Genomic DNA, 26,857 nt, shown 5'->3' with positions numbered 1-26,857 from the left:
GTGATTGGTCTTTGTCAATCACTGGCCTAGGATGACGCCATGACGCCACGCAGGCAGGCCACCGACGAGGAGGCGAGGGCGCTGGCGTCGTCGCTGCGGTTGCGCATCCTGCGGATCTGCCTTGACGCCGAGCACACCAACAAAGAGATCGCGCAAATCCTCGGACGTGATCCCGCGAGCACCCTGCACCACACCAGGACGCTCGTTCGGACCGGCTTTCTCCAGGCGCGGCCGGAGCGGCGCGGTGCTCGGGGAGCGCGCGAGATCCCGTACCTGGCCACCCGGAAGTCCTGGCGGCTGAGCACTCCGGCGATGGACAGCTCGATGCTCGACACGTTTCTGGAGGAGTTGGCGCTCGTCCCGGCAGCCGATGTGGACGCCGCCCGGCTGGGGCTCCGGCTGTCGGCCGCCGACATGGCGGAGTTCCGGGCACAGCTCCGGGCACTGCTGGACGACTTCGCCGACCGTCCGGACGACCCGGCCGCACCGGCCTGGTCGGTGTTCCTGACGGTGCACCCGGACCCGAACCGTCCCTGACGCGCCGACGCCGACGCCGTGAGATCGATGAGACGATGGCTGGATGCGCACGATCAACGGTTACGAGATCGACGACGACCCGGGGCGACTGGACGTCGAGGCCGTCTGGGCCTTTCTCAGCTCGGAGGCCTACTGGAGCAGATGGCGCTCCCGCGCGGATTTCGACCGACAGCTGGCGTCCGCCTGGCGGATCGTCGGCTGCTACGACGCGCACGGCGTCCAGGTCGGTTTCGCCCGGGCAGTGTCCGACGGTGTCTGTTTCGGCTACCTGGCCGACGTCTACATCGACGCCGGACACCGCGGCGCCGGCCTCGGTGCCGCGCTGGTGCGAGAGATGATCGAGGACGGCCCGGGCGCGCGGTTCCGGTGGATGCTGCACACCCAGGATGCGCACGGCCTGTATGCCCGCTTCGGCTTCGAAGCGGTCGATGCGAAGGTGATGGAGCGCAAGACCGATCGAGGCTGACCAGTCAGTTCCGGCGTGTCAGCTGTTCCCCGGCCGCCAGGCCGCCGCGGCTGCCTCGGCGACGGCTAGGTCCTGCCAGCCCATTCCCACGCTCTTGAAAACGCTGATTCCTTTGTCGGGAACAAGGGAAACCAGTTCGGAAAGGCCGATCAGCCTCTCGGCTGTCAGCGATCCCGCTTTGACGGCAAGGATGATGTCACCCGCTTCGCGTAGGGCCGTGCCGGCGTCCTCGACCGCGATCCGGCCAGCCCGCTGGAACACCCGCTCATCCAGTTCGCGAGCGTCGGGTTCATGCGAGCCGACGGCAATCACGCAGGCATGGCCGGCCAGCCGGTCGCCGTCGAAGAGCGGGCGCCGGGCGGTGGTCGCGCACACGACGAGGTCCGTGCTGGCCACGGCACCGTCCGGGGTGCCGGTGCGTGCCTGGACTCCGTGCTCCTGGAGCTCCCTGACCAGCCGCTCAGCCGGCTCGGAACGGCGCGACACCACGGTGACGGCTTCGATGGGACGGACGGCCCGGATGGCATGTACGTGGGCCTGCGCCTGCGGGCCCGCGCCGAACACGGTGAGCTTTGTCGCCTCCGGCACCGCCAGCCGATCGACGGCCAGCGCGGACAGCGCGGGGGTGCGCAGGGTCGTCAGTGCAGCTCCGTCTATCAGTAACCGCGGGGTGAGCGTGACGGCGTCGAAGAGCACGTAGAGCGCCTGAATACGGGGTAGCCCCGCGGCGGGATTGTCCGGAGCCACGCTCAACAGCTTCACGCCGACCGCGTTGCCGGACTCCGCCGGCATCAGGAGCAACTCGCCGTGCTCGGTCGGCACGGCGGTGCGTGGCACGCCGCTGGACAGGTCGGAGCTGAGCGAGATCGCTCGCGTCAGTGCCTGGATCGCCTGCTGCCACGACACCGCCTCGGCAAGATCCTCGGCGTTCAGAAAAGGGAGCGAAGCCGCCGTCATAACCGCCTCCGGCCGAGTTGATCGCAGTAGTGTATGACATCCGCCCGCTCGAAACTCCGCTGGAGGACTGTTCATGGCCCGTGAGCTGACAGGTGTGCAGGTCACCGATTACCACACCGCAGGCGAGCCTTTCAGGATCGTGACCTCGGGCGTTCCCGACATACCCGGAGAGACAATCCTGCAACGACGCGCCTTCGCGCAGTCCTCGGTCGCGGTGGATGCGGTGCGCCGGCTGCTGGTGAACGAGCCGCGCGGACACGCCGACATGTACGGCGGATTCCTCGTCGAGCCGGACGATTCCGGCGCCGACTTCGGCGTGCTGTTCTGGCACAAGGACGGGTACTCCACGGCCTGTGGGCACGGTACGATCGCACTGGGCGCCTGGGCCGTGCAGAGCGGACGGGTGGCTGCCGAGCTCGACGGTGACACCGATGTGGTGATCGACGTTCCGTCGGGCCGGGTCACGGCTCGGGTGTCCTGTAGAGGCGGCCAGGTGGAGCGGGTGTCCTTCCGCAACATCGCCTCCTACGTCCTCGGGCGCCGCGTGGACGTTCCGACGAGTCGCGGAGCCGTCGTGGCCGACATCAGCTACGGTGGCGCGCTGTACGCGTCCGTGGCCGCCGCCGACGTCGGACTGTCCGTGACACCGGCGCACTATCCAGAGCTCATCGCGATCGGCCGTGAGGTCAAATGGGCTTTGAATGAAACACAATGGGCCAAGCATCCCAGTGACTCCAGGCTGGACGGCATCTACGGCACGATCCTTTTCGATGACCTCGGCGACACCGCTGACGGGCCGCATCAGCGCAATGTCACCGTCTTTGCCGACGGTGAGGTGGATCGCTCGCCGTGCGGCTCCGGAACCTCCGCCAGGCTTGCGTTGCTTGCCGAGGACGGTCGAATCGCCCCGGGTGGCACCCTGCGGCACGACTCCATCGTGGGTACCACCTTCGCCGGTCGCGTCCTGAAGCAGGTCGAGGCCGAGGGGCGCCCGGCCGTCATCACCGAGGTGGCGGGCAACGCCTACCGCACCGGTGCCGCGGTGTTCGACCTCGATCCACGCGACCCCTTGGGAACCGGTTTCGTCCTTCGCTGAGCGAGCGCCGCCCAAGGTCCAGGCAGCGGACGCGCTCCATTGGGTCCCAGAGGTGGCACTAAATCACAGACGGACCACTAGGCCACGTAAGACTTGTCGCCCTCTCGCAGATGAACCTCGGTGACATGCAGTCCGTGCTTGGTCTCGCGTGAGGGGAACACGTCCGGAAGGCGGTTCTCGTGCACGGGGATGATCTGCTTCACCCGACCCCCGACGAGATCCATCATCTGAGCCAGCGTGAAGACGCCGTTCGCCGTGTTGATGCTTAGTCCGACCGGCCTGTAAACGCCGTCCTTCTCCACGCCCTCAAGGTTCTCGTAGGCATAGACGTTGTCCCCGGCGAGCACGAAGCGGGTGTCCTCGTCGTCGCCGGCCTGCACGTCGACAAACATGCACCCGAACGTGTGCGTGTCGTGAGCGGCCCAGACATTGATCCCGGGCAGGAGGTCGTGCACATCTCCGGACACGGTCTTCAGGCGACCGTTCTTGGCCAGTTCCACGCCTCGAAGGACATCGTCGGGGTCGATACCGATTGAGAAGTACTGTTGCTCGCGTGGCAGCGTCAGCGCCCAGACCCACTTGGTGAGTTCTCGTTCCTGCAGATAGAAAGTCGCGTTCGGGAAAGCGCTGACGTTTCCGAAGTGATCGAAGTGGGCGTGAGTCACGATGACGGTGTCGATGTCCTCGGGGGCAACGCCGATCTCCTCCAGAACGACAGACGGCGACTGCCACGCGATGACGCCGAACTGGCGAGCCAGTTCGCCACCGTACGCGGCGTTGTCGAACCCGACGTCGACCATGATGTTACGGTCGTTCCCTTTCAAGAACACGTAGCCGTAGGGCATTTTGCGGGTGCCCTTGTTGTGCTGGCCGTACACAATGCCGCTCTCCGGGTATTCCAGCACGTGGCTGTACTCAAGCACCCAGATCGAGTAACCGTCGCTCATGAAGACCTCGCTAGTGGTGGTGGGTGATGGTGGTCAACTCGTGCTGCTCACCGGGCTGGCTGTGCCTGCCAGTGCGCCGTCACGAGCATCGCGTCATGCGAATGTGCAGGCCTGTCACCGTGTGCCAGCGCCCCACCCGGGTGGAGAGGAAGTCCGCCGTCGTCTGCGCGGTGAGGGTGGTGCGCGTGCTCGCGGGGATGGTGCGAGTTGGCGTTCCCGGTCCCGTCATGGTGGGCGTGAGTGTGCCAATGCCCGTCGCCGTGGTGGGCGATACCGTCCATGTAGCTCGAGTACCCGGAGCAGCTGACCGACGAGAAATGTCGCATGCCAGCGGCAGGAAGGGCCGAACGAGCAAGGCGGCGTCGAACCGAGTCGAGCACTGCGTAGCACAGGTCACCGTGCCCGTCCTTCGCGATTCGCTCAACTTCATCGGCGAGAGCCGTGAGTCCAAGCTGCAACTGCTCAGCGCGAGCGGCGGTGAAGTCCGCCCGTGAGAGGGCGTTGGATCCCAGCAGACGACGGCATTCGGCAAGCTCAACCCCAGCCATTGCCACGACGCCGGACATCTCACCGACTTCGACGATCCGAAGGCTGCGCAGCAGCGAGACACCCGACAGCGCAAGCAGTACCGTCCGCAGACGTTCATAGGCCTGAGACAATAGGACTGCGGCTTCAACGCCACTGTCGGTCAGTGAAGGAACGCCCGCGGCCATTGCGTCTGCGGTGAGCGGATCCGAACCGTGATGGATGAAGCCCATGCTCGCCTCCTATAGAATATTGAGGATGCACGAAGGTGTGGTGTCTGTCTATAGGTGACGAGGGAATTTCCTCGCTGTTTCAGAGACCGCCGCGATCGACGAGCTGGCGGATGATGACGTTGCGCTGAATCTCGTTCGTCCCCTCACCGACGATCATGAGCGGAGCATCCCGGAAGTAGCGCTCGACGTCGAACTCGGTCGAGTACCCGTACCCGCCGTGGACCCGGATGGCGTCGAGGGCGATCTGCATGGCGGTCTCGGAGCAGAACAGCTTCGCCATGCCTGCCTCGAGGTCCGCTCGCTTTCCGCTGTCGTAGCGATCCGCTGCGTACCAGAGCAGCTGGCGAGCCGCAGTCAGCTTCGTCGCCATCTCGGCGAGGTAGTTGCCGACCGATTGGTGCTTCCAGATCGGGACCCCTGACGCCTCGCGTACCTGGGCGTAGGCCAACGCGTCGTCGAATGCAGCTCGGGCGACGCCCGTCGCGCGGGCCGCGACCTGGATCCGCCCGACCTCCAGGCCGCGCATCATCTGCGCGAACCCTTTACCCTCTTCGCCGCCGAGGACGGCCGACGCCGGCACCCGGCAGTCCTGAAGCGAGATTTCGCAGCTCTCGATGCCCTTGTAACCGAGCTTCGGAAGGTCCTTGGAGACTTCGAGGCCGGGAACCTTCTCGACCAGCAGAATGCTGATCCCCTTGTGCTTGGGTGAGGCCCCCGGGTCTGTCTTGCACATCAGCGCGATCAACCCCGCACGCCTGGCGTTGGTGATCCACGTCTTGGTCCCGTTGATGACGTATTCGTCGCTGTCGCGGCGGGCTGTGGTGGTCATCGCAACGAGATCGGATCCGCCACCCGGTTCGGTCAACGCCATCGTGGCGCGGAGTTCACCGGTTGCCAAGCGGGGGAGGTAGGAGGCCTTCTGCTCCTCGGTGCCGAAGGCGAGCAGCATTTTCGCGACGACCGTATGTCCACCCATCGCGCCGGCCAGGCTCATCCATCCGCGGGCAAGTTCCTCGGTCACCATCGCGTAGCAACGGGTCGACACCTGCACGTCACCGTATGGTTCGGGAATCGCCAGCCCGAAGATCCCCATCTTCTTCATCGTGTCGATCAGAGCCTCGGGATACTGGTTCGCGTGCTCGAGCTCTTGAACCTGCGGTCTGACCTCCGAGTCGACGAAGTCCCTCACGATCTCGACGATCGCCTGTTCTTCCGGGCTGATCTCGTTCATTCATAGCTCCTTGCTCACGGGTTCGTGGGCTCGAGGGCCTGCGTGAGCAGACCTCGAGCCCGTGCGAGGACGGGGGCGTCGACCATGTGGCCGTCGACGAGGCCCACGCCGTCGCCGACGGCGGCGACGACGCTGCGTGCCCACTCGACCTGAGCGGGCGACGGCTTGAACAACTCGCGGGTCAGCGGCACTTGCGCCGGATGGATGCACAGCTTTGCCGTCATCCCGAGCGAGGCCGCGTGCTCCACGTCCCCGCGTAGGACGGCAGCGTCACGCACCGCCGTCGTCACTCCGTCGATCGGTGCGGAGCGTCGAGCTGCGGCAGCGGCCAAGCACAGGCGGCTGCGTGCGAAGAGCAGAGCCTGTCGATCGTTCGGGTCGATCCCCAGCTGGGCGGCAAAGTCGATACTGCCGAATGCCGGGCGAACGACTGTGCGTGCGCTCAGGATCTTCAGCGCACGCTCGATGCCGCCGGCCGTCTCGATAAGAGGGATCACCGGCACGTCGCCCGCGCGCTTCCAGTCCTCCGCGCACTCGGCCTTCGGGATCATGAGGCCATCAGCGACCGGCGCGATCGTCGCCACGTCCTCTTCGAACCACTCCGTGCCGGGCGCGTTCACCCGGACAACCGCGGCGCCCCCGGAGTCGAGCCAGCTGACCGCCTCGTGCCGGGCTTGCGGTTTGTGCGCGGCTGGGACCGCGTCCTCGAGATCGATGATGATGACATCTGCGCCGCTCAGGGTTGCCTTGGCGAACCGCTCTGGACGATCACCCGGAACGAAGAGGAATACTCTCGCAGAGGCCAGCCGTTCTGCGGGGCTGGTCATCCGCCGCACCCCAGCTCCGAGGAAGCACCGTTGACATTCATCCTCTATACAATATTGTATAGGAAGCACAGAGGGAAGGTGTCATGGAGAATCGCGATTTTGTTTACATTAATGGTACGTGGCGTCCGGCCACGACCGGTCGGAGTATCCCTGTCGAGAACCCGGCGACTGAGGCCGTGATCGCAACGGTTCCGGAAGCATCCACGGAGGATGTCGACGCCGCAGTGATGGCCGCTCGTACGGCCTTCGAGCAGTGGTCCGGCACGGCTGTGGCCGAGCGGGTCCGCTTGTTGCGGGCACTACGCGAGCAGATCGTCCTCCGGCACGCCGAGATAGCGGAGACGATCACGGCGGAAATGGGCGCGCCGCGCTGGATCTCGACCAGGATCCAGGCAGCACTGCCTGCGACCGTCGTCGGCGCCTACGCCGACCTGCTCGAGGGGTACGAGTTCGAGGAGCGCAGCGGCGACACGTTGATCGTTCGCGAGCCTGCCGGGGTGGTCGGGGCGATCACTCCCTGGAACTACCCGCTCCACCAGATCACGAACAAGCTGGCCCCCGCACTCGCTGCCGGCTGCACGATCGTGATCAAGCCGAGTGAGCTGACGCCGCTCAGTGCATTCCTCCTCATCGACGCCTGCGAGGCGGCCGGTATCCCGCCGGGCGTGGTGAACCTGGTGACCGGTTACGGCAAGGGCGTGGGCGAAGCCCTGGCGAGTCACCCCGGGTTGGACGTGTTTTCGTTCACCGGGTCAGTCGCCACGGGAGCTCGGGTAGCCGAGCTTGCGGCGCAGAACATCACGCGGGTCACGCTGGAGCTGGGCGGGAAGTCGGCCAACATCATCCTCGACGACGCCGACCTATCGGTTGCCGTGAAGGTCGGTATGGCGAACGCCTTCCTCAACTCGGGGCAGACGTGTACCGCATGGACGCGCATGCTGATACCAGCCAGCCAATACGAGGAAGCGGTGGACCTTGCCGTCAACTATGCCAAGGGCTACGTGGTCGGAGATCCGCTCGACGAGAAGACGAAACTCGGTCCGGTCTCGAGCGGGGCGCAACGGGACAAGATCCGCGGCCTGATCAATACGGCGGTGACCGAGGGCGCGCGTGTCGTCGCCGGCGGCCCGGACGCCCCCGCCGGAATGGGCGTCGGATACTTCGTTCGGCCGACCGTGTTGGCGGACGTGGCGCCCGACTCGACCATTGCGCAGCAGGAGGTGTTCGGGCCCGTGCTGTCGCTGTTGTCCTACAAGGACGACGACGACGCAGTCGCGATCGCGAACAACTCGATGTACGGCCTGCACGGCGGCGTCTGGTCGAAAGACGAGAACCGGGCGATCGCCGTGGCTCGGCGCCTGCGCACAGGTACGGTCGACATCAACGGCGCCAAATACAATCCCATGGCGCCGTTCGGCGGCTACAAGAAGTCCGGCATCGGACGCGAGATGGGCGCGGCAGGTCTGGAGGAGTTTCTCGAGATCAAGTCTGTCGGGTTGCGGTGACGGCACACCGCGCCCGGCTGGGAGCGGCCCCTCGGCCCGCGGCTGGCCGCGCGCCGCGCGTCGTCAGCTCGACGGAAGCGCTGCGGTCGGTCGTCGCGGGAACCCGGGTCGTCTCGTCGCCATACTGCGCGACACCGACGACTTTGCTGTCCGCGCTCGCGGCACGCAGTCACGCCACCCCTGGGGTCGTACTCTCCGCGGGCATGCTGCTCGGAGACATGGCATATCTCGATGAGGTCGTCGAGGGCCGAATGATCTTCAGAACCTGGCACATCGCCGGCCGCGGACGTCGTCTCGCAGGGTCTGACTACCTCGAGTACGTTCCCGTTCGCGCTCGCGATGTGGCGGCGCATCTGCGGTCGCGGGTCGACGTCGCGATCGTTCGGGTCACGCCGCCCGATGCCCACGGTATGTGCAGCCTCGGTCCATCTGCCTCGTACACCAAGGCAATGCTGATGTCCGCGCGGCTGACCATCGCGGAGGTCGATCCGCAACTGCCCCGCACACGTGGCAGCGACGTCAGCTTTCCCTACGCCAGTTTCGATCTCGTCGTCGATGCCGAGACACCGACGAGTACCTACGTCAGCGGGCACAGGTCTGAGCAAGCAGCACAGATCGCCAAGCACCTGGTACCTCTGATCAAACAGGGCGCCACCCTCCAGCTCGGCATCGGCAGCGTGACGGAAGAGGTCGCCTCCTCGCTTGTGAGCTCCGACGTGTCGGACCTGCGAATCGTCGGGATGATGACGGACTCGATGGTCGACCTGGCCGAGTCGGGCCGGCTGGTCCACGGACCAAACTCGATCGAGGCAGTGGAACTCCTCGGCACGCGCAAGGTGTTCGACTTCGCATACGAGAACGATGCACTCCAGATGTATTCCTCGGCCACGATTCACGACAGCGCGTGGCTCGCGTCGAAGCCCAACCTGATCTCGATCTGTTCCGCCCTCTCGGTCGATCTGAGTGGGCAGGTCGCGTCGGAGCAGATCGGTCCGCGACTCATCAGCGGCGTCGGCGGCAGCGCGGACTTCTTCGAGGGAGCTCACCAGTCTCCGGGTGGCGCACGCGTGGTCGCGCTGACAGCAAAGACTCCATCGGGCGCCAGTAGGATCTGCGCCGAGCTCGCGCCCGGCACAGCCGTGACGCTGCCTCGCCACTCGATCGACTATGTCGTCACCGAGCACGGCGCCGCTCATCTGGCCGGGCTGTCGTTGGGTGAGCGCGCCGAAGCGTTGACGGCGATCGCAGCTCCCGAGCATCGAGACGCTCTCGAAGCGAGCCTGCCGCGCCGAAAAGCCGAGAAGGGATCACACCATGTTGGACCGTGACGACTCCGCCGTTCGAGTAACCGTCAACGACGGCGTCGCTGAGGTCGTCCTCGCCAGCGCCGCGACGCGCAACGCGCTCAGCCTCGGTTTGGCGACCGAAATGCGCGACGGCATGGAGTCGGTGTGCAACGCACCAGGCGTTCGGGTGATCGTGCTCCGATCCGAAGGGAGCATCTTCTCCGTCGGCGGCGACCTGAAGGCATTCCGATCCGCCCCGATGGGTGCCAACCTCAACGACGTCGTCGCGCGCCCGATCCACGAGACCATCGAACTCATGAACAATGCTCGGCAGCCGGTGGTGTGCGCTGTGCAGGGATCCGTCGGTGGTGGAGCCGTCGGCCTCGTCCTGGCAGCCGACATCTCGGTCATGGCGGAGACGGCCGTGTTCAGGATGGGCTACACCGGCAGCGGCCTGTCACCTGACTGTGCCGTTAGTTGGTATCTTCCGCGTCTCGCTGGCCTGCCGATCGCGCTCGATTTGCTGCTCACGAATCGTCGAGTCAGCGCCGAGGAAGCTTTGCGCCTCGGCATGATCTCGCGGGTGACTGCGGAGGAATCGTTGGAGTCAACGATTGCCGACATCGTGGCCGGGATGGCCCGCATCCCATTCGAGACGCTCTCAGAAACGAAGCGGCTGACGCGTCGGTCGATGATCACCGACTTGCACTCGCAGTTGGATGACGAAGCCCGGACAATCGGCCGGCTGGGGGACACAAGCGACACCCGTGAGGCCATCGCCGCCTTCCTCGACAAGCGGCCGCCCGTCTTGTCATCGTAGGCGCTCGGTTTCATCCGTGTCTCGAACTCAGGGAGAGGTATGGCTGTGCCTGCTACACCACTTGTTTCCGTCGACCGGTACGGCCCGGTGGCCGTGATCACTCGACGGAATCCGCCCGTCAACGCCCTGACCCTCGCGATGACCCGCGAGCTGCATTCCATCCTGATCGACATCGGCGCCGCAAAGGATGTGCGAGCGATCGTCATGACGGCCGACGGTGGCAAGGCCTTTGGCGCGGGGTCAGATATCTCCGAGTTCGCCGAGCTCATCAGGGCTGGCGACGTCGTCGAACGCAAGATGGCTTTCGAGAATGAGACGTTCTCACTTCTGGCGAATCTGGACAAGCCGACGATCGCCGCCCTGAATGGGTCCGCGTTCGGCGGCGGATTCGAGATCGCCCTGGCCTGCGACCTAATCGTCGCCGAGGGCGGCCAGCGGGTGGGCCTGCCCGAGATAAAGCTCGGTCTGTTTCCGGGCAGCGGCGGACCTGTTCGGCTGGCCCGCCGCGTCGGTAGTGGACGGGCGGCCGAGATGATCTTGACCGGTGAACCGATTTCCGTCGAGACAGGACTGCGTTGGGGCGTAGTCAACAAAGTTGTCGAGCCAGGAGAAGCGATCCCTTACGCAATCGATTGGGCCCAGCGCCTGGCCCACCAGTCAGTGAGCGGCTTACAGGCGTGCAAACGCGCTCTGCGCGACGCAGTGTTCGCCGTCGACGGAGAACGGGCTATCCGTGATTCGCTTGAGCTCACGCGTGCAGCGTTTGCTCATCCCGACGCCGTTGAAGGCGCGCACGCATTCCTCGAGAAGCGTGAGCCTGCCTTTCCTTCCTTGGTCATCGCGCCGTGAAGGACGCTCTCGATAACCTGGCGGCGCGCTGGAGGCCGGTGGCGCGGACCGAACAGAAGACGCTGCACGCCGAGTCATTCCGGGCGTTTTCCGACCTGCTGGACGCCGACTTGAATCTTGAGGACGGGGACCCAGTGCCGTTGCTGTGGCATTGGGTCGCTGTCGGCAGCAGCTGTCGGCAATCCGAACTCGGTGAGGACGGCCACCCGACGACGGGGCATTTCCTACCACCCTTCGAGAACCGGCGACGCATGATGGCCGGTGGCAGCATCCGGCAGCTGCAGCCCTTCACCATCGGCAGTCGCTACGAGCGATTGAGCGAACTGGTCTCAGTCGAGATAAAGGCCGGGCGTACTGGGCGGATGCTGTTCACGACGCTCCGTCATACCTTTACCGATGATCGCAATCAGGTAATCGCGGTCGAGGAAGAGCATGTTGTCTATCGACAGCAGGAGCAAGGCCAGCCGCGAGGCTACGGGGCCCGTCCGAACGATGATGCAGCGTGGGACTCCCAGCTGGATACCTCGCACGTACTGGCATTCCAGCCGGATGAGAAGGCACTCTTCCGTTTCAGTGCGCTGACCTATAACGCACACCGGATCCACTATGACGCTCCCTACACGACCGAAGTCGAGGGGTATCCAAACCTCGTCGTTCACGGACCATTGCTCGCGCTCTACCTGCTTGAGCTGCCGCGTCGCGCTCAGCTGCGCGTCGCTGAGTTCCGTTATCGCCTCACATCGCCGGCCTTTCTTGGCTCGACTCTCCGCGTGGCGCGGAACGCGCAAGGCACCCTCTCCGTCGGCATGGCGGGTGCTTCAGCGCCGAGCGCGCAGGGTTTTCCGGTTGCCACAATGGGCACTCGCTAGGGGCGCACGATCAGCTTTCCGCGCAGATCGGCGGCCTCCAGTCGCTTGAATGCGACCGCGGCTTCGTTGAGTTCCACCACCGAGTCGATCGCAGGTATGAGACCGGCCCGCTCTACAAACTGCAACATCTTGCGCATCTCGGTCACCGTTCCCAGGCGTGCCCCGACCACCGTGATCTGGTGGAAGAACACCCGGCGCAAATCCGCGTCGGCCGACGGCCCCGATGTGGCGCCGGCGACGACGATACGGCCACCGACACGAACGCAGCGCATCGAGTGCACCCACGTCGCTTCACCCACTGTCTCCAAGACGGCGTCTACGCGCTCGGGCAACCGTGCGCCGGGCTCGAACGCGGCATCGGCGCCTGCCTGCAGCGCCCACGTTCGCGCATGTTCTGTCCTGCCGGTGACCCAGACCCGTATTCCAGCAGCCGCCGCCATCATGGTGAGCGCGGTCGACACACCGCCGGTCGCGCCTTGGACGAGCACCGTGTCTCCGGGACGGGTGTTCGACAGCACGAACAGCATGCGATATGCGGTAAGCCAGGCCGTGGGCAGCGCTGCGGCTTGCTCAAATGTCAGGCTCGCCGGCTTCGCCAGAACACAGAACCGGGGGACAACAACCTTCTGTGCCAGTGTGCCATCGTGGTGCTCCGACAGGAGCGGCGCGATACGCGGGTCAAGCGCCTCCGTCGTCTCGGGAGGGTGCTCGCCGAGCACGGGATAGATGATGACCTCCTCAGCTGTCCCGCTGACGACGCCGGCCGCGTCTGACCCCAAGGTTCGCGGTAGGTCGGCCTCCGTCAGCCCGACACCGCGCAGCGACCACAGGTCATGCCCGTTTAGCGCGGAGGCGCGCACATCAACAGAGACCCAACCATCCGGCGGAACCGGCGCAGCCACGTCCGTTATCTGAAGGCCTGCTACCGGGTCCTGCTCTGAGAACGAGCGAACGCGGGCGGCCCTCACAGCTCCGCCGGCGTCCTGGCGGTAGCCGACATCAGCTGACGACTCGCTCAGCAGGCCGCCACTCGCGGAGCACCTTCTTGTCCGGCTTGCCAAGGCTCGTGACCGGGATCCGGTCGATGACGTACACGGCTTTCGGGGCCATGACCGGCCCCTTCCTTTCACGAACCAGCGCGATGATCTCGTCAACGTTCGGGACGCGTCCCGGCTTGGCCACGACGAAAGCGGTCACCGCTTCTCCCCACTTATCGTCCGGGAGACCGACAACGGCAACTGCCTCGACGTCCGGGTGCATCAGAATGGGTGCCTCGACCTCCGCCGGGTAGACGTTGAAGCCGCCGCTGATGATCATGTCTTTCGCGCGACCGACGAGGCGGATAAAGCCTGCCTCGTCGACGACGGCGAGGTCGCCCGTGCGCAGCCAGCCGTCACGGATCGTTTCCGCGGTCTGTTCGGGATTCTTGTGATAGCCCTGCATGACCAGCGGCCCACGCATGCACAGCTCCCCGACCTCGTTAGGCGGCAGGATCTCGTCGTTGGTGCCGAGAACCTTCACCGTCATGCCAGGAGCCGGACGGCCGCACGAGCTCAAGCGCAGCTCGTCGTCCAGATCGTGGTCCTCAGGCATGAGCGTGGTGACGACGTTCGGCGCCTCGGACTGCCCATACAGCTGGAGGAAGATCGGCCCGAACATGGCGATTCCCTGCCGCAGCCGGGGGACAGACATCGGCGCGGCGCCGTAGATGAGCAGTTCCAGCGAACTCAGGTCGTGCTCGGTGAGCCTGGGCTCATCGAGCAACGCATACACCATCGTCGGAACGGCAAACGTCATGTTCGCCTTGAGCCGCTCCACGGCGTCGATGAAGCCGTCGACCGAGAAGCCGTTGCGCATGATGACCGTTCCGCCACGCCACAGCACGCCGAGCGGGAACCAGCCAGTCGCGTGACTGTACGGGGCGAGCGCCAGGAAACGAGGCTTTGCCGGTATGGGCCATTCAGCGAGCTGAAGTGTGTGATTGGCGATGATCGCGCGGTGGGTCTGCATGACGCCCTTGGACCGCCCAGTCGTACCGCCGGTGTAGATGACCATCGCCAGGTCTTCGGGGTCGAGCTCGGGATCGAAGTCCTTCAGGGGCTCAGCGTCCTGCGCCAGCGCGAGCAGGTCTCGGCCGTAGTCAGCAGGCCCCAGGGTCAGGACCGTGACATCGGGGAGGTCCTTCGATAGCTGGCGGCCGCGATCCAGGTGGTGTAGCGGGTCGACGATCAGCACGCTCAGCTCGGCATCCGCTGCGATGTAGAGATGATCGTCGTAGGACGCGTACGGATGCATCGGTGTGTACCGCGCGCCGTTCGCTGGGCCGGCCCACTGGGCCAACCAAGCGTCCGTGCGGTTCGTGGACAGCATCCCGATCGCGCTCCCACGGCGAATGCCGACGTCGCGCAGAACCGCGCGGAACCTGCAGAACAGGTCGAGAGCCTCGCGGTACGTCATTTCTGTGTCGTCCTGGTCGATGAACGCGACCTCGTCGCCTCGCCGGGACAGTGCATCGAACAGGATCTGGCCGTAGGTCGTGCCGCGGTGGTGCAGCTCCGTGTGACTCATGAAGGAACACCCTCTAACGGTCGAGAATATAGAATGTTCAGAGCATGCACTGGAAATCTCCCCGACACAAGCCCTATCCGGCGCCGGCCTGAGACGTACCAGGAGTAAGAACGTGCAGGATGTGCGTCCCGATGCCGACGAGCTCGCCGCGGTCATTCCAAGCGTCTGCTGTTGCGAGACGGCGCTTGCCTTGATCCGTCGGATCCTGGAGGGCATAGGCGACGCTGATGGTGTCGCCTATCACCGCAGGGCGGATGAAACGGACACGGTCCCAACCGCCCGAGAGGATCGTCAGCCCTTCTCGCTGAGCCCATCTCGTGCACGCGGTGGACATCAGGCCTTGGATCAAGATGCCGTGAGCGATGCGCTCATCCAGGCCAGCAGCGTGGGCGTAACTGGTGTCGAGGTGGATGCGGTTGTCGTCTCCCGTCGCCGCGCAGAACGCATGGATATCGGCGATGCTGATCGTGCGGTGGTATTCCATCGCGCCGGGGAGGTCGCTGACCCGGTCGGTCCGACGTGGCGGTGCGGGACTGGCTGATGACATATCTGCTCCGCTCACTCTAAGCTCCTTCTGCACAATATATACTACCTGTTGCGGCAGTTGGGGCTGTTGCCGAGAAAACCGCCCTCACGGGAGAGAATGGTGTAAGTCCCTTACCCTCGTCGAAATGTGGCCTTCGGATGGATCAGATAACGACCGCTTCACCAAAGAAGCTAGCCGGCCGGCACAGACAGTTGAGCGAATCTGTCGCTGAGCAGATCCGCGAGTCGATCATGGTCGGCGAATACAAGGCGGGCTATCTCCGGACTGAGTGGCTTGCCGACACCCTCGGCGTGAGTCAAACGCCTGTCCGCGAGGCGCTGATGATTCTTCATGCCGAAGGCACGGTGCAGTGGGAGCCTCGGCGGGGCTTCCGCCTCGTGCCGTTCACACGACAGGACGTCAAGGATCTCTACGGTGTTCAGGCACACATTGCAGGCGAGTTGGCCGCTCGAGCGGCCGAAGCCATCGATACCCCGGCTGTCGATCGCCTGGAGGCACTCCAGGGCGATTTGCAGGTCGCCGCGGATGCCGGCGATGCCGAGCGGGTCGATCGGCTGAATCACGAAATTCATCGCAGTATCAATACGGCTTCAGGTTCGGCGAAGCTGACGACCTTGTTGCAGCAGACGGTGCGCTACGTGCCGCTGGGATTCTTCGCACAGATCGAGGGGTGGGCCGATGCGTCGGCTCACGACCACGCGCCGATATTGGAGGCGTTGCGATCTGGAGACTCGCAGGCATGCCGTCATGCCATGGAGGAGCACATTCATCACATCGGTCGATTGTTGCTGGAGCACTTGAGTGCACGGGGTGTCTTCGACGTGTGACGGCTGCAGGGGCGGCGGACTGCCGCAATGGTGTCGGGAAGGAGCCTCGTCCCCGACACCGTTGCGACGTGTGTGGCTACTGGCGGAGTCTCGGGGTGCGTGCGTTGAACCCGAGCAGCACCAGCAGCAGAAGCCCCACGACCGCTTGGCGCAGGGCGTCGGACACTCCCAGGGTCAGCATGAGCGTGTTGATCACGATGAAGGCGATCGCTCCGGTGGCGGCACCGCTGATCGATCCTTCCCCGCCGGCCAACGACGTTCCGCCGATCACGGTCGCGGCGATGCTGAGAACGAGGTAGCCCGAGCCGAGATCGAGGTTTGCTTGGCCGGCATAGCTGAGCAGCAGCAGGCCCGCGAAGCCGCTGCAGACACCGGCGATGACAAAGGTCAGCAGCACGATGGATCGCACCGGAAGGCCGCTCAGGCGGGCCGCCTCACGGTTGCTCCCGACGAAGTACAGCATGCGGCCGAAGCGCGTTCGGCGAGTCAGCAGCGTCATCGCGACGACGAATACCACCGCGAGCAGCGTGACCCACTTGATGCCCAGCACGCTGGACGTTGTCAGCTTGTTGAGCAGTGGGGGCACTGATCCTGCGGGAGTTCCGTTTGACGCGAGAACCATCTGGATGCCTTGCGCGACGACCATCGTGCCGAGCGTGACTACCAACGCAGGCAACCGAATCCAGGAGACCAGCACTCCACTCAGCGCACCAAGCAAACCACCGACGAGGACCGCGACCAGGAGGCCCACGGCAAGGTAGTCAGAGCCGCCCCTCATCGACATGTAGCCCGCGATCGCCGTGAGTGACATGACTTGCCCGACCGAGAGGTCGATGCCGTAGTCGCCGGAGATCATGACCAGGGTCTGGCCACAGCTGGCGATGGCGAGGATCGCTGCGGCGGCGAGCACCTGGTTCAGGCCGTTCCAGGAGGCAAAGCCGGGGGAGAGGACCTGACCCACGACGAGCAGGATGACCGCCGTCACCAGAGCGGGAAGCCATGGCCGTGACTGGGTCACCGCGCGGAGGTCGAGGCCTCGGTGCCTCGGTGCCTCGATGACCGAAGCCGGTTGCGTTTCATCGAGCTGCGTCATGATGTCGTCCTGTTCGATCGCCGCAGCAGTACCTGGGTTACGGTAAGGCCGCCAAGAATGATGATCCCGGTTGTGAGCTGGGCGTAATAGGTCGGCACTTTCGCCACGGTCACGAGCTCGGAGAGCAAACCGAGGGTGAGCACGCCGATCGCCGGACCGAATGGATCGGCCCAGCCGCCGCGTAGGGCCGTTCCGCCGAGGACAGCGCCCGCGACTGCGGTAAGGGTGTACTCCACCCCGATGCTCGGATCGGCTGATCCCGAGTTGAGGGTGAGCAGCACGCCAGCGACGGCCGCCGAGGTCCCTGATGCCACGTAGGCTGCCATGCTGATGCGGTTGACGGCGATACCGGAGGTGAATGCCTTCCAGCGGTGGCTTCCGACGGCGCGCATGCGGACGCCGAGTGGCGTTCGCATGAGTATCGCGGCGAGGACGACATAGAGCACGAGAAGCTCGAGCGGCACCGAGATGATCGCTGCTCCGCTGTACCAGGTCAGCGGACCCTGCGGCATCTGACCGCCAGGCTGCGGCATCAGGTACAGGCTGAGGCCGGCGGCGCCGAAGCCCATCGCGAGGGTGGCGACCAGCGGCTGCAACCGGAACACGGAAATCGCAATGCCGTTGAGCAGGCCGAAGACCGCCCCGACCATAATCACGATCACGACGACCAGGGCGAAGGGTAGCCCTCGTTCGCACACACCAGGGTCAGCGCACAACGCGGCCGCCCCGGACGGCCCAGCGGACAGGAAGTGCGTGCCGACGCTGGACAAGAGCACGGTCATGATGGCGCAGACACCCATCACCGGCCCGACCGACAGATCGATGCCGCCGACCAGCAGGGTGAACGCGACGCCCACCGCGATGATCGCGACAGGGCCGTACGCCGCGAAGAATGGGGTGAGCTGACTCGCGGTCAGGAATCCCGGCTGGATGACGGCGACGAGAATGAGGCTGACCAGGCCCAGTCCGCTGGCCGGCACGCCGCGCCAGCGCAGAACGCGCCTCAGCGCGCCCCTGGGCCGTGGGCCTGAATCAGCTGCAGTCGCGGGGGAGTTCGTCGGGCCCGGCGAACTGGGCGACAAGCTGCGAAGCGTCTCCCTGCTCGGCGTCGCCTCGCGACTTGACGTCTCCCTCATCGCGATACCTTTCCCTGATACGACGGATGGACGGATACCCGTCCGATCTCTTCTTCATTGACCGCATCGCCTTCCAGCTCCGCGATCACCTGGCCCCGGTACATCACGTAGATGCGGTCGCAGATCTCGGCCAGTTCCCGATCGTCACTCGATGTGAGGACGACCGCTGATCCCTTGTCGGTGAGTTCTCGCAGGAGATGGTGGATCTCCTCCCGGGTGGCGACGTCGACGCCTCGCGTCGGATCGTCGGCAAGAAGGGCCTTCGGTTCAAGACCGAGCCAGCGGCCGATGATGACCTTTTGCTGATTGCCTCCGCTCAGGCTCTTCATCTGCTGTCGGGGCGAGCCCTTCGTCCTCATGCGACGCAGCAGATCCTCAGCCGACAGTGCCCGCTTGAGTCCGTGGGCCACGACTCGCAGGTTCTCGTCCACCGATCGCTGACCGAAGGCCATCTCGCGTTCGCGCTCACCCGACATGAAGCCCATGCCGTTGGCGATCGACGCCTGCACCGACGGTCGACGTATCTCCTTGTCGGCAACCGCCACGTGATACTCAGCGTCGGAAAGCAGCGCACCGAAGATCGCTCTTAGGGTCTCGGTTTGCCCGTTACCGGCAAGGCCTCCGAGGCCGACGATCTCACCGGCGTTGGCTCGTATGGCGATGGGTTCCGTGAACCCGGGCACCGTGAGGCGTTTGACTTCGAGGACCGCCCCGCCCGCGGTTGCCGATCCCGCCCGGCGGACTCGTGCCGATCCGGCGGCCTCGCCGGTGGCGGTCATCGCGGCGACGTAGTCGGCCATCGAGTGGGAGCGGATGTCGTCGGTGTCGAGGACGGTCACACCATTGCGGAGGACAGTGCAGGAGTTGCAGAACTCCTCGACCTCTTCCAGACGGTGCGAGATGAACAGTGTCGCCACGCCGCGGGAGGACAGGTCTGTGAGCAGGCCGCCGACTTGCTCGACCTGCTCCGCGCGTAGCGACGCGGTCAGCTCATCCATGATGAGGATCTGCGGGTCTTCGAGCAGAACCTTGGCGAGTTCAGCCAGGGCTCGCTGATCGAGCGGCAGATCGCGAACCTTGTGGTCGAGGATCGACTTTGGCAGCAGTACCCGGTCGAGCAGCTCGCCGGAGATCTTCGCTCGCCGTCCGGGGCGGCGAGGATGCCAAATTTGCGGGGAAGGTGGGTCAGATGTAGGTTTTCCGCGACGGTGAGGTCATCCAGCAGTGACACCTCCTGGAAGGTGCCGGCGACCCGAAGGGCCTCGCTCGCGCGGGCCCTTCGCCGTGCTTGTTGGGTGGACTCCCGTCGACAGACAGCGTCGCCTCGTCGGGTTCGAGGATCCCCAAGAGCACCTTGGACAGGGTGCTCTTGCCGGATCCGTTTCCGCCGACCAACGCGCGAACTTCGCCTGCGGCGAGCCGAACCGACGCGCCGTCTAGCGCGACGACGGGCCCGAACCGCTTCCGTACGTCGGAGAGTTCGAGGAGTGTCTTACTGGAAGAGGCCATTGATGGCGTCCTCGGTTATCGGCGCTTCGAGTGCGTAGGTATCGGGCTTGCCCTCGACCTGCTTGACGGCGTCATCGAGGCTGATGACGTTCATGGTCGAGGGCTTCCAGGTACCGGGCTTGCCGTCACGAGTGACGGCAAGCGCTGGCGGCATGAGCAGTGAGTTGTGGGTGATCGACGGGTTGATTTCGTTGTTCTCGAGCAGCCCGTCCTTGAACTTCTTGCCCTGCAGCGTCTGGATCACGATCTTGAGCGCGTCGGAGCCAACCGTGGGGGTGTAGGGCACGCCGATCGACTGCAGGTCCGGTAGTTCGGTCTTCCACATACGCAGGAATGCCGCGGTGTAGTCGCCGGTCATGATCTTCGGAAGCGGCCGGCTCGCGGCGCGGAACGCCTGGATGATTCCGGTCGCCATGATGTCCTGGGTGAGGATCGCGTCAATCTGCGGGTGCGAGGACAGCACCGGCGCGACAGCCGTTCGCGCGACGCCGGGGTCCCAGTTCCCGGGAACCGACGCGACAACCTCGATGCCCGGGTACTTCGCCAGCACCTTCTTGACGCTCGCCTGGCGAACAGTGTCCGAGCCGTTACCGGGAAGACCGGTGACCATGAGGATCTTGCCCTTGCCGTTGAGCTGTTGAGCGAGCCATTCGGCCTGGATCGACCACCACGTGTCGTCACCGCCGACGACGTTGATCGCGTCCCTGGTGGGCGCCGGGTCGACGATCACGTACGCCGGAATGCCGGCAGCCTTCATACGTTGGACGGCCGTTTGAGCGGAGGCATTCGTGACCGGGGCGAAGAGGATCGCATCCGGCTTGTCGGCGATCATCGCCTGGATGTGCGTCAGCTGCGTGTTCGCATCGTTGGGCGAAGTCAGCAGCGTGAACTTCGAGATGACTCCCGACTTCTGCAGTTCGTCGGCGACCTGCTGCATGTTGATGTTCGTCTGCGTGCGCCAGGTGTTACCGGTGTAGCCGTCCTCGACGGCGATCTTGAAGCCCTTCGTCTTGCTGCCGCTGCGAGCACCGGAGGCATTTGAGGCGGAGGAGTTGCCTCCGCCGACACCGCACGCGCTCAGCACGCCTGCCGCACCGAGCGCCGCGGCACCGCCTAGGAAGCCTCTGCGGCTCAGCGGTGACGAACACGCGTTGGACACAGCCATGTTGGAGCTCCTTTTGAGTTGGAGGACGACCCGAGAGTGGGAGACGACGTGAGTCAGGCCACACGGTCCCTGGACGTGTCCGTGAGGTTACAAGCGGGAACCCAGGCGCTGTCAATACTCTATAGAAAAATTGCCTCGAAGCCGTGATCACCTCGCCGCTGGCCAAAAAATGACTTCTATAGAATATTGACACGTTCGTCCTGGCGTCGTATCGTCCCCCCAGCCGACTTATTTGGAGGTCCCGTGGAAGGCTTGATGCTCGACGTTCCGCTGCTGCTGAGCAGCTTCCTCTGGCGGACGGAGCGTCTGTTTCACGACAAGCGCATCATCACGCGACTCTCCACTGGCGGTTACCACAGCTATGACTACCGAGAGTTCGGACAACGCGTCCGAAGGCTCGCCAACTCGCTCGGCGCGCTTGGGATTACGCACGGTGATGTCGTCGCTACCCTCGCCTGGAATCACTACCGACATCTGGAGTGCTACTACGGAGTGCCCGTAATGGGCGCCACGCTTCACACCGTGAACATGCGGCTCTTCGAGGACCAGCAGGCGTACACGCTCAACCACGCCGGCGCGCGCGTGCTGCTCCTGGACGCCGATCAGGTGCCGGCGGTCGAGCGCCTGGTCGAGATCGGCATTCCCAAGGTCGAAGCCTTCGTGATCATGCACGATGGCACGATGCCGGTGACCAACCTGTCGCCGGTCTACTCCTACGAACAACTGATGGCACGCGCATCGTCGGAGTTTGAATTCCCGACGTTCGACGAGAACACGGCCGCCGCGATCTGTTACACCTCGGCGGCGACTGGAGACCCGAAAGGCGTTGTCTATTCCCACCGTGCATTGGTCCTGCAGTCACTCATTCTCGGCATGAACGGGATGTTGGGCGTCGACGAATCTGCGGTCTGGATGCCGATTTCTCCGATGTTCCACGCCAATGCCTGGTGCGTGCCACACACCTGTCTGGCGCAAGGCGCGGACATCGTGCTCACCGGTGAGCACCCGCTTGATCGCGACTACCTGCAGATCATCGCCGACAAGCGGGTCACTGGCGTCAACGCCGCGGTCACGGTCGGCCAGATGATGCGGGACTACATCGAGCGCTCAGGAGAACACCTCGACCTGTCTTCCCTCAAACTCATGTGGCTCGGAGCTCAGGCGCCCCCGCGTGGGCTGCTCGACTGGTGGATGACCACGAACGGCACGCGGGCCTTCACCGGTTACGGGATGACTGAGTCGTCCCCGCAGGTCTGCTTCAACTTCACCAAGTCGACCCTGGCCGACGCCCCGATCGAGGAGGACTGGGCGCGCCGCACCTCCGGCGGCCTGCCGATTCCCTTGATGCAGATCAAGATCGTGGACGAGGACGACGACGAACTCCCGTGGGACGGGACGTCCATCGGCACAGTGTGCCTGCGTGCGCCGTACACCGCTCGCGGGTACCTCAACGTCGAGGCTGAGAGCACGTCCACCAAACTGGCGGGCTGGTTCAAGTCCGGTGACGTGGCAGTGATCGATCCTGACGGCTACGTCACAGTCAAGGACCGGATTCGGGATCACATCAAGTCCGGTGGGGAGTGGATTTCGTCCATCGACCTCGAGAACGCCCTCATGACCCACCCTGGCGTTCGCGAAGCCATGGTTGTGGGCGTCCCGCACGAGAAGTGGCAGGAACGCCCGGTCGCCCTTGTCGTGAAACGGGATCCCGAGGTGAGTACTGCCGACCTCACCCGCTATCTCACCGATCGGTTCGCGAAGTGGTGGCTGCCCGACGAGTACATCTTCCTCGATGAATTGCCCAAGACGAGCATGGGCAAGCTCGACAAGAAGAGAGCGAGGGCGACGCTGGGTCAACTCCGCGCTGGATCGACCTGAGCCGGTCAACCGTATCTGGCCTGACCTGCAGGTGGGTCACGGTCAGGTTCGGCCGCTGAGTGGCGCCACTCCCGGTGCCGAGCGTCGCCGAAGTTGATCATGATCCGTCGGGAGTATGCGGCGGCGCTGGCCGGTACGCCCCGCGCCTGCGGGTCGAGAAACCAGGCCCGTTCCCCCGCGGGCGACAGATAGGGCTGCAGCAACGGCGTCTGCGGGCTGGTGGAGGTCGGGCGAGTTCGACGACTTCGGCCGCGCCCGGTAGGCCCAGCGTGCGGGCCGTCCAGTCGAGCAAAAGCGGGGACTCTGGAGCCCTCGATCCGGCGTTTACCGGCCTGCCCGGAGGCGAGGGTCATCGTGCCATCGGCTGCGATAATGACCGTGCTACCGGTAACCGTCAATATTCGGATCGGAACTATTCGGGACGATCCCCGGGTACCTTCGTCTCACCGGTGATACGGTTGGTCCATGGAGTCGGTTTCAGTCCGCGATCTGCGTAATCACGGGGGAGAGGTGCTGGACCGTGTTGCGCGCGGCGAGGTTCTTGTCGTCACTCGGGACGGCACCGAGGTTGCCGAACTGCGACCACGAACCCGACGGAGCCCGTCGCCAGCCGACCTCATCGCCCGGCGTCGCCACTTGCCCGGCGTCGATCCTGATGCGCTGCGTAGAGATCTGGACTCTGTACTGGACGCGACGCTGTGACCGTGCCGAACGGCCGCGGCATGCTGGACACTTCGACGGTCATCCTGTTGGGCCGACTGAAGGACCCGTCCGATCTGCCGCAGGACTCAGTCGTCAGCGCGGTCACGCTGGCGGAGCTTTCGGTCGGACCGCATCTGGCCCGCACTGCCACGGAGAGGGTCGCTCGGCAGTCACACCTCCAACAAGCCGAATCCGACTTCGAGACGGTTCCATTCGGCGGCGAAGCCGCGCGTGCATTCGGCCGCGTGGCAGCATCCCTGAGAGCTGCGGGACGCAAGCCGTCTGCACGCGCTTATGACGCATTGATTGCCGCTGCTGCGATCGCCGAAGACATTCCGCTGTTCACATGCAATCCCGCCGACTTCGAGGGCATCGAAGGACTCGATCTGCGCGCGGTTCCGCACCCGGATCGATAGATCCAAGTCATCCTGGTTTACCGGCCGTAGGCAGCGTCCAACTGCTCTCTGCATGCCCGGCGAACCCTCGCTGGGTTGGTGGGGCAAGGACCTTCGGGCCGGCGCGTCCGAGCACAGTGCGGCTCGCCGGTGGTCGTAATGACATAATGCTGATTATCGGCGAAGACTGGAAGGACCTGGGTGGTCACCTAATAGTCCAGCGCGGCGGTGAGCCCGTCCCGTTCGGCACGACGGCTGGAGATCTTGTCCTCGAACCCGCGGTGGCAACCTGCAGCTCCGGTCCCGCGGCGGTCGCCTTACGTCCCGGTTGACGCGCCCCCTTTGCGGGATTCCATTTCGGACGGTCTATCGGGACAGGCACGGGTCGGGTCGGCCCGGCAACACTGTCTACCGGACGCAGTCCCGGTAGACAGTGTTCTACCGGGACGACAAAGTGAGACGGCAGGCGTGCGATCACTCTGCAGCTCGTGGTCTGATCCTCATGCCAGTAGCCGCCTTCAGGAGCGGATGGGAGAGACTACGTCGTGCGCAAGCAGTACCACTTCTGGCCAGCCAAGCGGGGATTCGATGCGTGGGATGTCGACCGCCTGATCGCGCTGAGTCGAGATCTCTCCGTCGAGCAGGTGACCGTTGACTCGATCGGCGAGATTGACACGCAGTACTGGTTCGACGGAAGCGCCGAGGTCCCCACGGTCCGCAAGGTCGTCGAGCATGTGAGGCTGATCAGTGAGGTGGACACGTCCTATCCGATCATCCTGGGCCACGACGGTCGTGTCATGGACGGCATGCATCGGATCGCCCGTGCCCTGCTGGAAGGCCGAACTGAAATCGACGCGGTCCGCTTCCCATCGCCGCCCGAGCCGGACTATCGAAGCTGCTCGCCGCACGAGCTGCCGTACTGACCCCAGTGCAACCGGCACGGTCCCGCTGATCGATCGCTTGCGGACACTTCGGTGCCTAGGAGGTCGCCGCGCCCAGTTCTCGGTAGTAGTACAGCAGCGGCTGGTCCTGGTCCGGCTCCGTGTTGGCGTAGCCGTGCCGCTCATAGAAGCGGCGGGCGTCGGTGTCGTCCCCGTCGACGTTGATCTCAAGCAGCTGTCCACCACGTTGTCGGGTCACGACCTCGGCGGCGGCGAGCAGCGCGGAGCCCAGTCCGCGTCCGCGCAGCTCCGGTGCGACGTAGAGCTCGTCGAGCAGAGCGACCGGGCCGTCGTACCAGACGTTGGGCCGTAAGGTCAGCAACGCAACGGCGACAGTCGGTTCCCCGGTCAGCAGGGCGATCACGTCGCCGCTGGCCAGGAGCCGCGCGAGCCGCGCCTCGAGGACGGCTATCCCAGGCGTCGGCGTGTCGTATTCCCTGTTGAAGGCGTCGAGCAGTCCGGCCACGGTGGGGGCCTGCGCCGGCGTGGCCACTCGGGGGATGTCAACGGGGATCGGCTCCATCCCGGCGAGTGTGTCACAAGCGGCCTGAAACTGGCTGGTCTCGGACGTCCCGTCAGCTGTGACCTTCAGCGGTAAGTGGCGTGGTTCTCGCAGCGCTATTTGGCACGGTGAGGGCGACGCTGGTCAGGTTGCGGATGGTGGTCTGGGCTTCGAGACCGACGAGGACGAATAGCGCGCCGTTGAGCAGGTAGGTGACGAGGGTCCAGAACGCGGTGGTCTGCTGTCGGGTGTCGGCGCGACCGATTCGGGGACCGGTCTGGCTCATGATCAGCCCGCAGGTGACTACGCAGGTGACCACCGCGAGCACGCCGGATGCGTGGATGGTCTCGGCGAGCAGGAACGCGGTGAACGGCGTGAGCAGGGTGGCGATGTTCTGGGACCTACTGCGGGCTACCTGCGGCTCACCGGTCAATGAGCCGTTCCATCGCGTCCGGATAGCGTGCGCCCTGCACCGTGATGGCCGACGATGCCGCCTCGATCTCGTCGAGGTCTGTCCTGGACAGCTGGAGGTCGGCTGCGCCGAGGTTCTCCTCGAGCCGTGACACCTTGCGGGTGCCGGGGATCGGCACGATCCACGGGTGCTGGACGAGAAGCCAGGCGAGCGCGACCTGGGCCTTCGTTGCGCCCAGCCGTGCGGCGATGCGGTCCAGCAGCTCGACCACGGCCTGGTTGGCGGTGCGGGCATCGGCCTCGAATCGAGGGATGGAGCCGCGGAAGTCACCGGCCTCGAAGGCTGTGGTCGTGTCAATCGTGCCGGTGAGGAAGCCCTTGCCGAGCGGGCTGAACGGCACGAACCCGATGCCGAGCTCGGCGAGCGTCGGGATGATCTCAGCCTCGGGTTCACGCCACCACAGCGAGTACTCCGACTGCAAAGCGGTGACGGGCTGGACGGCATGGGCCCGGCGGATGGTGGCCGGCGCTGCCTCCGACATCCCGAAGTGACCGACCTTGCCGGCCTCGATGAGCTCCTTGACCGCGCCGGCGGTGTCCTCGATGGGCACGGCAGGGTCGACGCGGTGTTGGTAGAGCAGGTCGATGCGCTCGACCCCGAGCCGGCGAAGCGAGCCCTCGACGGCGGCTTTGACGTGTTCGGGTCGGCTGTTCACGCCGCCGGTCTGGTTGCCGTCGGCGTCGAACTCGAAACCGAACTTTGTGGCGACGACGACCTGGCCGCGGATCGGCGCGATGGCCTCGCCGACGATCTTCTCGTTGCCGAACGGCCCGTAGACCTCGGCGGTGTCGAAGAACGTCACCCCGCGCTCGATGGCGGCGCGGATGAGCCCGATCCCTTCCTCACGGAGGCTGTCGCGGAATCGGTGCAGTCCGGTGACGCCGGATGGCGCCGGTCGACCAAACGTGTGGGATGGCTAGCTGAAAGTGTCAGACTCGGCCGTGCAGCTTGCTCAGATCGCTGCGGCGCGGTGG

Annotated in this window: 29 protein-coding genes; 13 read left to right on the top strand and 16 right to left on the bottom strand. The window is 65.1% G+C overall.

Annotated features, from left to right (window positions below):
• The first annotated feature begins 39 nt into the window (after positions 1 to 39).
• Both RM423_RS15330 and RM423_RS15325 read left to right on the top strand, forming a co-directional pair.
• The gene (locus RM423_RS15330; RefSeq protein WP_311423915.1) at positions 40 to 537 is read left to right on the top strand and encodes an ArsR/SmtB family transcription factor; all 498 of its coding nucleotides are present in this window, start codon (positions 40 to 42) and stop codon (positions 535 to 537) included.
• Between the two features lie 43 nt (positions 538 to 580).
• The gene (locus tag RM423_RS15325; RefSeq protein WP_311423914.1) at positions 581 to 1,003 is read left to right on the top strand and encodes a GNAT family N-acetyltransferase; all 423 of its coding nucleotides are present in this window, start codon (positions 581 to 583) and stop codon (positions 1,001 to 1,003) included.
• An 18-nt stretch (positions 1,004 to 1,021) separates the two neighbouring features.
• Here the strand turns inward: RM423_RS15325 and RM423_RS15320 are convergent, their stop codons facing one another.
• The gene (locus RM423_RS15320) at positions 1,022 to 1,960 is read right to left on the bottom strand and encodes an ornithine cyclodeaminase family protein (protein ID WP_311423913.1); all 939 of its coding nucleotides are present in this window, start codon (positions 1,958 to 1,960) and stop codon (positions 1,022 to 1,024) included.
• A gap of 73 nt (positions 1,961 to 2,033) precedes the next feature.
• Between RM423_RS15320 and RM423_RS15315 the strand changes: the two genes are divergently transcribed.
• Positions 2,034 to 3,056: a proline racemase family protein gene (locus RM423_RS15315; protein ID WP_311423912.1), complete on the top strand. Its 1,023-nt coding sequence runs from the start codon at positions 2,034 to 2,036 to the stop codon at positions 3,054 to 3,056.
• Between the two features lie 77 nt (positions 3,057 to 3,133).
• On the opposite strand, the gene RM423_RS15310 is transcribed toward RM423_RS15315, so the two are convergent.
• The 4 genes from RM423_RS15310 to RM423_RS15295 form a co-directional block, all read right to left on the bottom strand.
• Positions 3,134 to 4,003, bottom strand: coding sequence for an N-acyl homoserine lactonase family protein (locus tag RM423_RS15310; RefSeq protein ID WP_311423911.1), 870 nt, complete (start codon positions 4,001 to 4,003; stop codon positions 3,134 to 3,136).
• 47 nt (positions 4,004 to 4,050) lie between these two features.
• Entirely contained in the window at positions 4,051 to 4,716 is a 666-nt protein-coding gene (locus RM423_RS15305) for a hypothetical protein (protein ID WP_311423910.1), read from the bottom strand.
• Positions 4,717 to 4,840: 124 nt separating this feature from the next.
• Positions 4,841 to 5,992 (bottom strand): acyl-CoA dehydrogenase family protein, encoded by a 1,152-nt coding sequence (locus tag RM423_RS15300; protein ID WP_311423909.1) that lies wholly within the window; start codon positions 5,990 to 5,992, stop codon positions 4,841 to 4,843.
• A gap of 14 nt (positions 5,993 to 6,006) precedes the next feature.
• Complete coding sequence (locus RM423_RS15295; RefSeq protein WP_311423908.1) at positions 6,007 to 6,819, bottom strand: HpcH/HpaI aldolase/citrate lyase family protein; 813 nt, start codon at positions 6,817 to 6,819, stop codon at positions 6,007 to 6,009.
• An 83-nt stretch (positions 6,820 to 6,902) separates the two neighbouring features.
• Between RM423_RS15295 and RM423_RS15290 the strand changes: the two genes are divergently transcribed.
• From RM423_RS15290 to RM423_RS15270, 5 genes are all read left to right on the top strand, one after another.
• Positions 6,903 to 8,324 carry an aldehyde dehydrogenase family protein gene (locus tag RM423_RS15290; RefSeq protein ID WP_311423907.1) on the top strand — a complete coding sequence of 474 codons (1,422 nt, stop codon included), beginning with the start codon at positions 6,903 to 6,905 and terminating at the stop codon, positions 8,322 to 8,324.
• Between the two features lie 203 nt (positions 8,325 to 8,527).
• Entirely contained in the window at positions 8,528 to 9,652 is a 1,125-nt protein-coding gene (locus RM423_RS15285; protein ID WP_311423906.1) for an acetyl-CoA hydrolase/transferase family protein, read from the top strand.
• Positions 9,639 to 10,430 (top strand): enoyl-CoA hydratase/isomerase family protein, encoded by a 792-nt coding sequence (locus RM423_RS15280; protein ID WP_311423905.1) that lies wholly within the window; start codon positions 9,639 to 9,641, stop codon positions 10,428 to 10,430. Before RM423_RS15285 ends, RM423_RS15280 begins: the two co-directional genes overlap by 14 nt.
• 39 nt (positions 10,431 to 10,469) lie before the next feature.
• Positions 10,470 to 11,279 (top strand): enoyl-CoA hydratase/isomerase family protein, encoded by an 810-nt coding sequence (locus RM423_RS15275; protein ID WP_311423904.1) that lies wholly within the window; start codon positions 10,470 to 10,472, stop codon positions 11,277 to 11,279.
• Positions 11,276 to 12,148: a hypothetical protein gene (locus tag RM423_RS15270; RefSeq protein ID WP_311423903.1), complete on the top strand. Its 873-nt coding sequence runs from the start codon at positions 11,276 to 11,278 to the stop codon at positions 12,146 to 12,148. Before RM423_RS15275 ends, RM423_RS15270 begins: the two co-directional genes overlap by 4 nt.
• Here the strand turns inward: RM423_RS15270 and RM423_RS15265 are convergent.
• The 3 genes from RM423_RS15265 to RM423_RS15255 form a co-directional block, all read right to left on the bottom strand.
• The gene (locus tag RM423_RS15265; RefSeq protein WP_311423902.1) at positions 12,145 to 13,050 is read right to left on the bottom strand and encodes a zinc-binding dehydrogenase; all 906 of its coding nucleotides are present in this window, start codon (positions 13,048 to 13,050) and stop codon (positions 12,145 to 12,147) included. The two genes, RM423_RS15270 and RM423_RS15265, sit on opposite strands and share 4 nt — an antisense overlap.
• A gap of 97 nt (positions 13,051 to 13,147) precedes the next feature.
• The gene (locus RM423_RS15260; RefSeq protein WP_311423901.1) at positions 13,148 to 14,716 is read right to left on the bottom strand and encodes an AMP-binding protein; all 1,569 of its coding nucleotides are present in this window, start codon (positions 14,714 to 14,716) and stop codon (positions 13,148 to 13,150) included.
• Positions 14,717 to 14,789: 73 nt separating this feature from the next.
• Complete coding sequence (locus RM423_RS15255) at positions 14,790 to 15,278, bottom strand: MaoC family dehydratase (RefSeq protein ID WP_311423900.1); 489 nt, start codon at positions 15,276 to 15,278, stop codon at positions 14,790 to 14,792.
• A gap of 122 nt (positions 15,279 to 15,400) precedes the next feature.
• Between RM423_RS15255 and RM423_RS15250 the strand changes: the two genes are divergently transcribed.
• Positions 15,401 to 16,090, top strand: coding sequence for a GntR family transcriptional regulator (locus RM423_RS15250; RefSeq protein ID WP_311423899.1), 690 nt, complete (start codon positions 15,401 to 15,403; stop codon positions 16,088 to 16,090).
• Between the two features lie 76 nt (positions 16,091 to 16,166).
• On the opposite strand, the gene RM423_RS15245 is transcribed toward RM423_RS15250, so the two are convergent.
• The 5 genes from RM423_RS15245 to RM423_RS15230 form a co-directional block, all read right to left on the bottom strand.
• On the bottom strand, positions 16,167 to 17,183 hold the full coding sequence (locus RM423_RS15245; RefSeq protein ID WP_311423898.1) for an ABC transporter permease: 1,017 nt from the start codon (positions 17,181 to 17,183) through the stop codon (positions 16,167 to 16,169).
• Positions 17,180 to 18,163 (bottom strand): ABC transporter permease, encoded by a 984-nt coding sequence (locus RM423_RS15240; RefSeq protein WP_311423897.1) that lies wholly within the window; start codon positions 18,161 to 18,163, stop codon positions 17,180 to 17,182. Before RM423_RS15240 ends, RM423_RS15245 begins: the two co-directional genes overlap by 4 nt.
• 152 nt (positions 18,164 to 18,315) lie before the next feature.
• Positions 18,316 to 19,317, bottom strand: coding sequence for an ATP-binding cassette domain-containing protein (locus tag RM423_RS15235; RefSeq protein ID WP_311423896.1), 1,002 nt, complete (start codon positions 19,315 to 19,317; stop codon positions 18,316 to 18,318).
• 187 nt (positions 19,318 to 19,504) lie between these two features.
• Positions 19,505 to 19,828: an ATP-binding cassette domain-containing protein gene (locus RM423_RS25690; protein ID WP_396327731.1), complete on the bottom strand. Its 324-nt coding sequence runs from the start codon at positions 19,826 to 19,828 to the stop codon at positions 19,505 to 19,507.
• Positions 19,812 to 20,993, bottom strand: coding sequence for a substrate-binding domain-containing protein (locus tag RM423_RS15230; protein ID WP_311423895.1), 1,182 nt, complete (start codon positions 20,991 to 20,993; stop codon positions 19,812 to 19,814). Before RM423_RS15230 ends, RM423_RS25690 begins: the two co-directional genes overlap by 17 nt.
• 243 nt (positions 20,994 to 21,236) lie before the next feature.
• Here RM423_RS15230 and RM423_RS15225 point away from each other — a divergent pair, with 243 nt between their 5' ends.
• From RM423_RS15225 to RM423_RS15210, 4 genes are all read left to right on the top strand, one after another.
• Positions 21,237 to 22,871 carry a long-chain-fatty-acid--CoA ligase gene (locus RM423_RS15225; RefSeq protein WP_311423894.1) on the top strand — a complete coding sequence of 545 codons (1,635 nt, stop codon included), beginning with the start codon at positions 21,237 to 21,239 and terminating at the stop codon, positions 22,869 to 22,871.
• Positions 22,872 to 23,336: 465 nt separating this feature from the next.
• Positions 23,337 to 23,573 (top strand): type II toxin-antitoxin system Phd/YefM family antitoxin, encoded by a 237-nt coding sequence (locus RM423_RS15220; protein ID WP_311423893.1) that lies wholly within the window; start codon positions 23,337 to 23,339, stop codon positions 23,571 to 23,573.
• 20 nt (positions 23,574 to 23,593) lie between these two features.
• Positions 23,594 to 23,989, top strand: a complete 396-nt coding sequence (locus RM423_RS15215; RefSeq protein WP_396327735.1) for a type II toxin-antitoxin system VapC family toxin — start codon at positions 23,594 to 23,596, stop codon at positions 23,987 to 23,989.
• Between the two features lie 524 nt (positions 23,990 to 24,513).
• Positions 24,514 to 24,891: a hypothetical protein gene (locus RM423_RS15210; protein ID WP_311423891.1), complete on the top strand. Its 378-nt coding sequence runs from the start codon at positions 24,514 to 24,516 to the stop codon at positions 24,889 to 24,891.
• 55 nt (positions 24,892 to 24,946) lie between these two features.
• On the opposite strand, the gene RM423_RS15205 is transcribed toward RM423_RS15210, so the two are convergent.
• Genes RM423_RS15205 through RM423_RS15195 form a run of 3 tightly spaced genes read right to left on the bottom strand, consistent with a single transcriptional unit; the run spans position 24,947 to position 26,754 of the window.
• A complete protein-coding gene (locus RM423_RS15205; protein ID WP_311423890.1) occupies positions 24,947 to 25,432 on the bottom strand; it encodes a GNAT family N-acetyltransferase in 486 nt (161 codons plus the stop codon).
• Positions 25,433 to 25,484: 52 nt separating this feature from the next.
• Positions 25,485 to 25,844, bottom strand: coding sequence for a cation:proton antiporter domain-containing protein (locus RM423_RS15200; protein WP_311423889.1), 360 nt, complete (start codon positions 25,842 to 25,844; stop codon positions 25,485 to 25,487).
• Entirely contained in the window at positions 25,834 to 26,754 is a 921-nt protein-coding gene (locus tag RM423_RS15195) for an aldo/keto reductase (RefSeq protein ID WP_396327734.1), read from the bottom strand. The genes RM423_RS15200 and RM423_RS15195 overlap by 11 nt, the downstream gene beginning before the upstream one ends.
• Between the last annotated feature and the right edge of the window lie 103 nt (positions 26,755 to 26,857).

This window comes from Jatrophihabitans lederbergiae, assembly GCF_031845305.1.
GTDB lineage: Bacteria > Actinomycetota > Actinomycetes > Mycobacteriales > Jatrophihabitantaceae > Jatrophihabitans_A > Jatrophihabitans_A lederbergiae.
The sequence above is the reverse complement of the archived record's forward strand: the minus strand, read 5'-3'. Positions and strand labels throughout refer to the sequence as shown.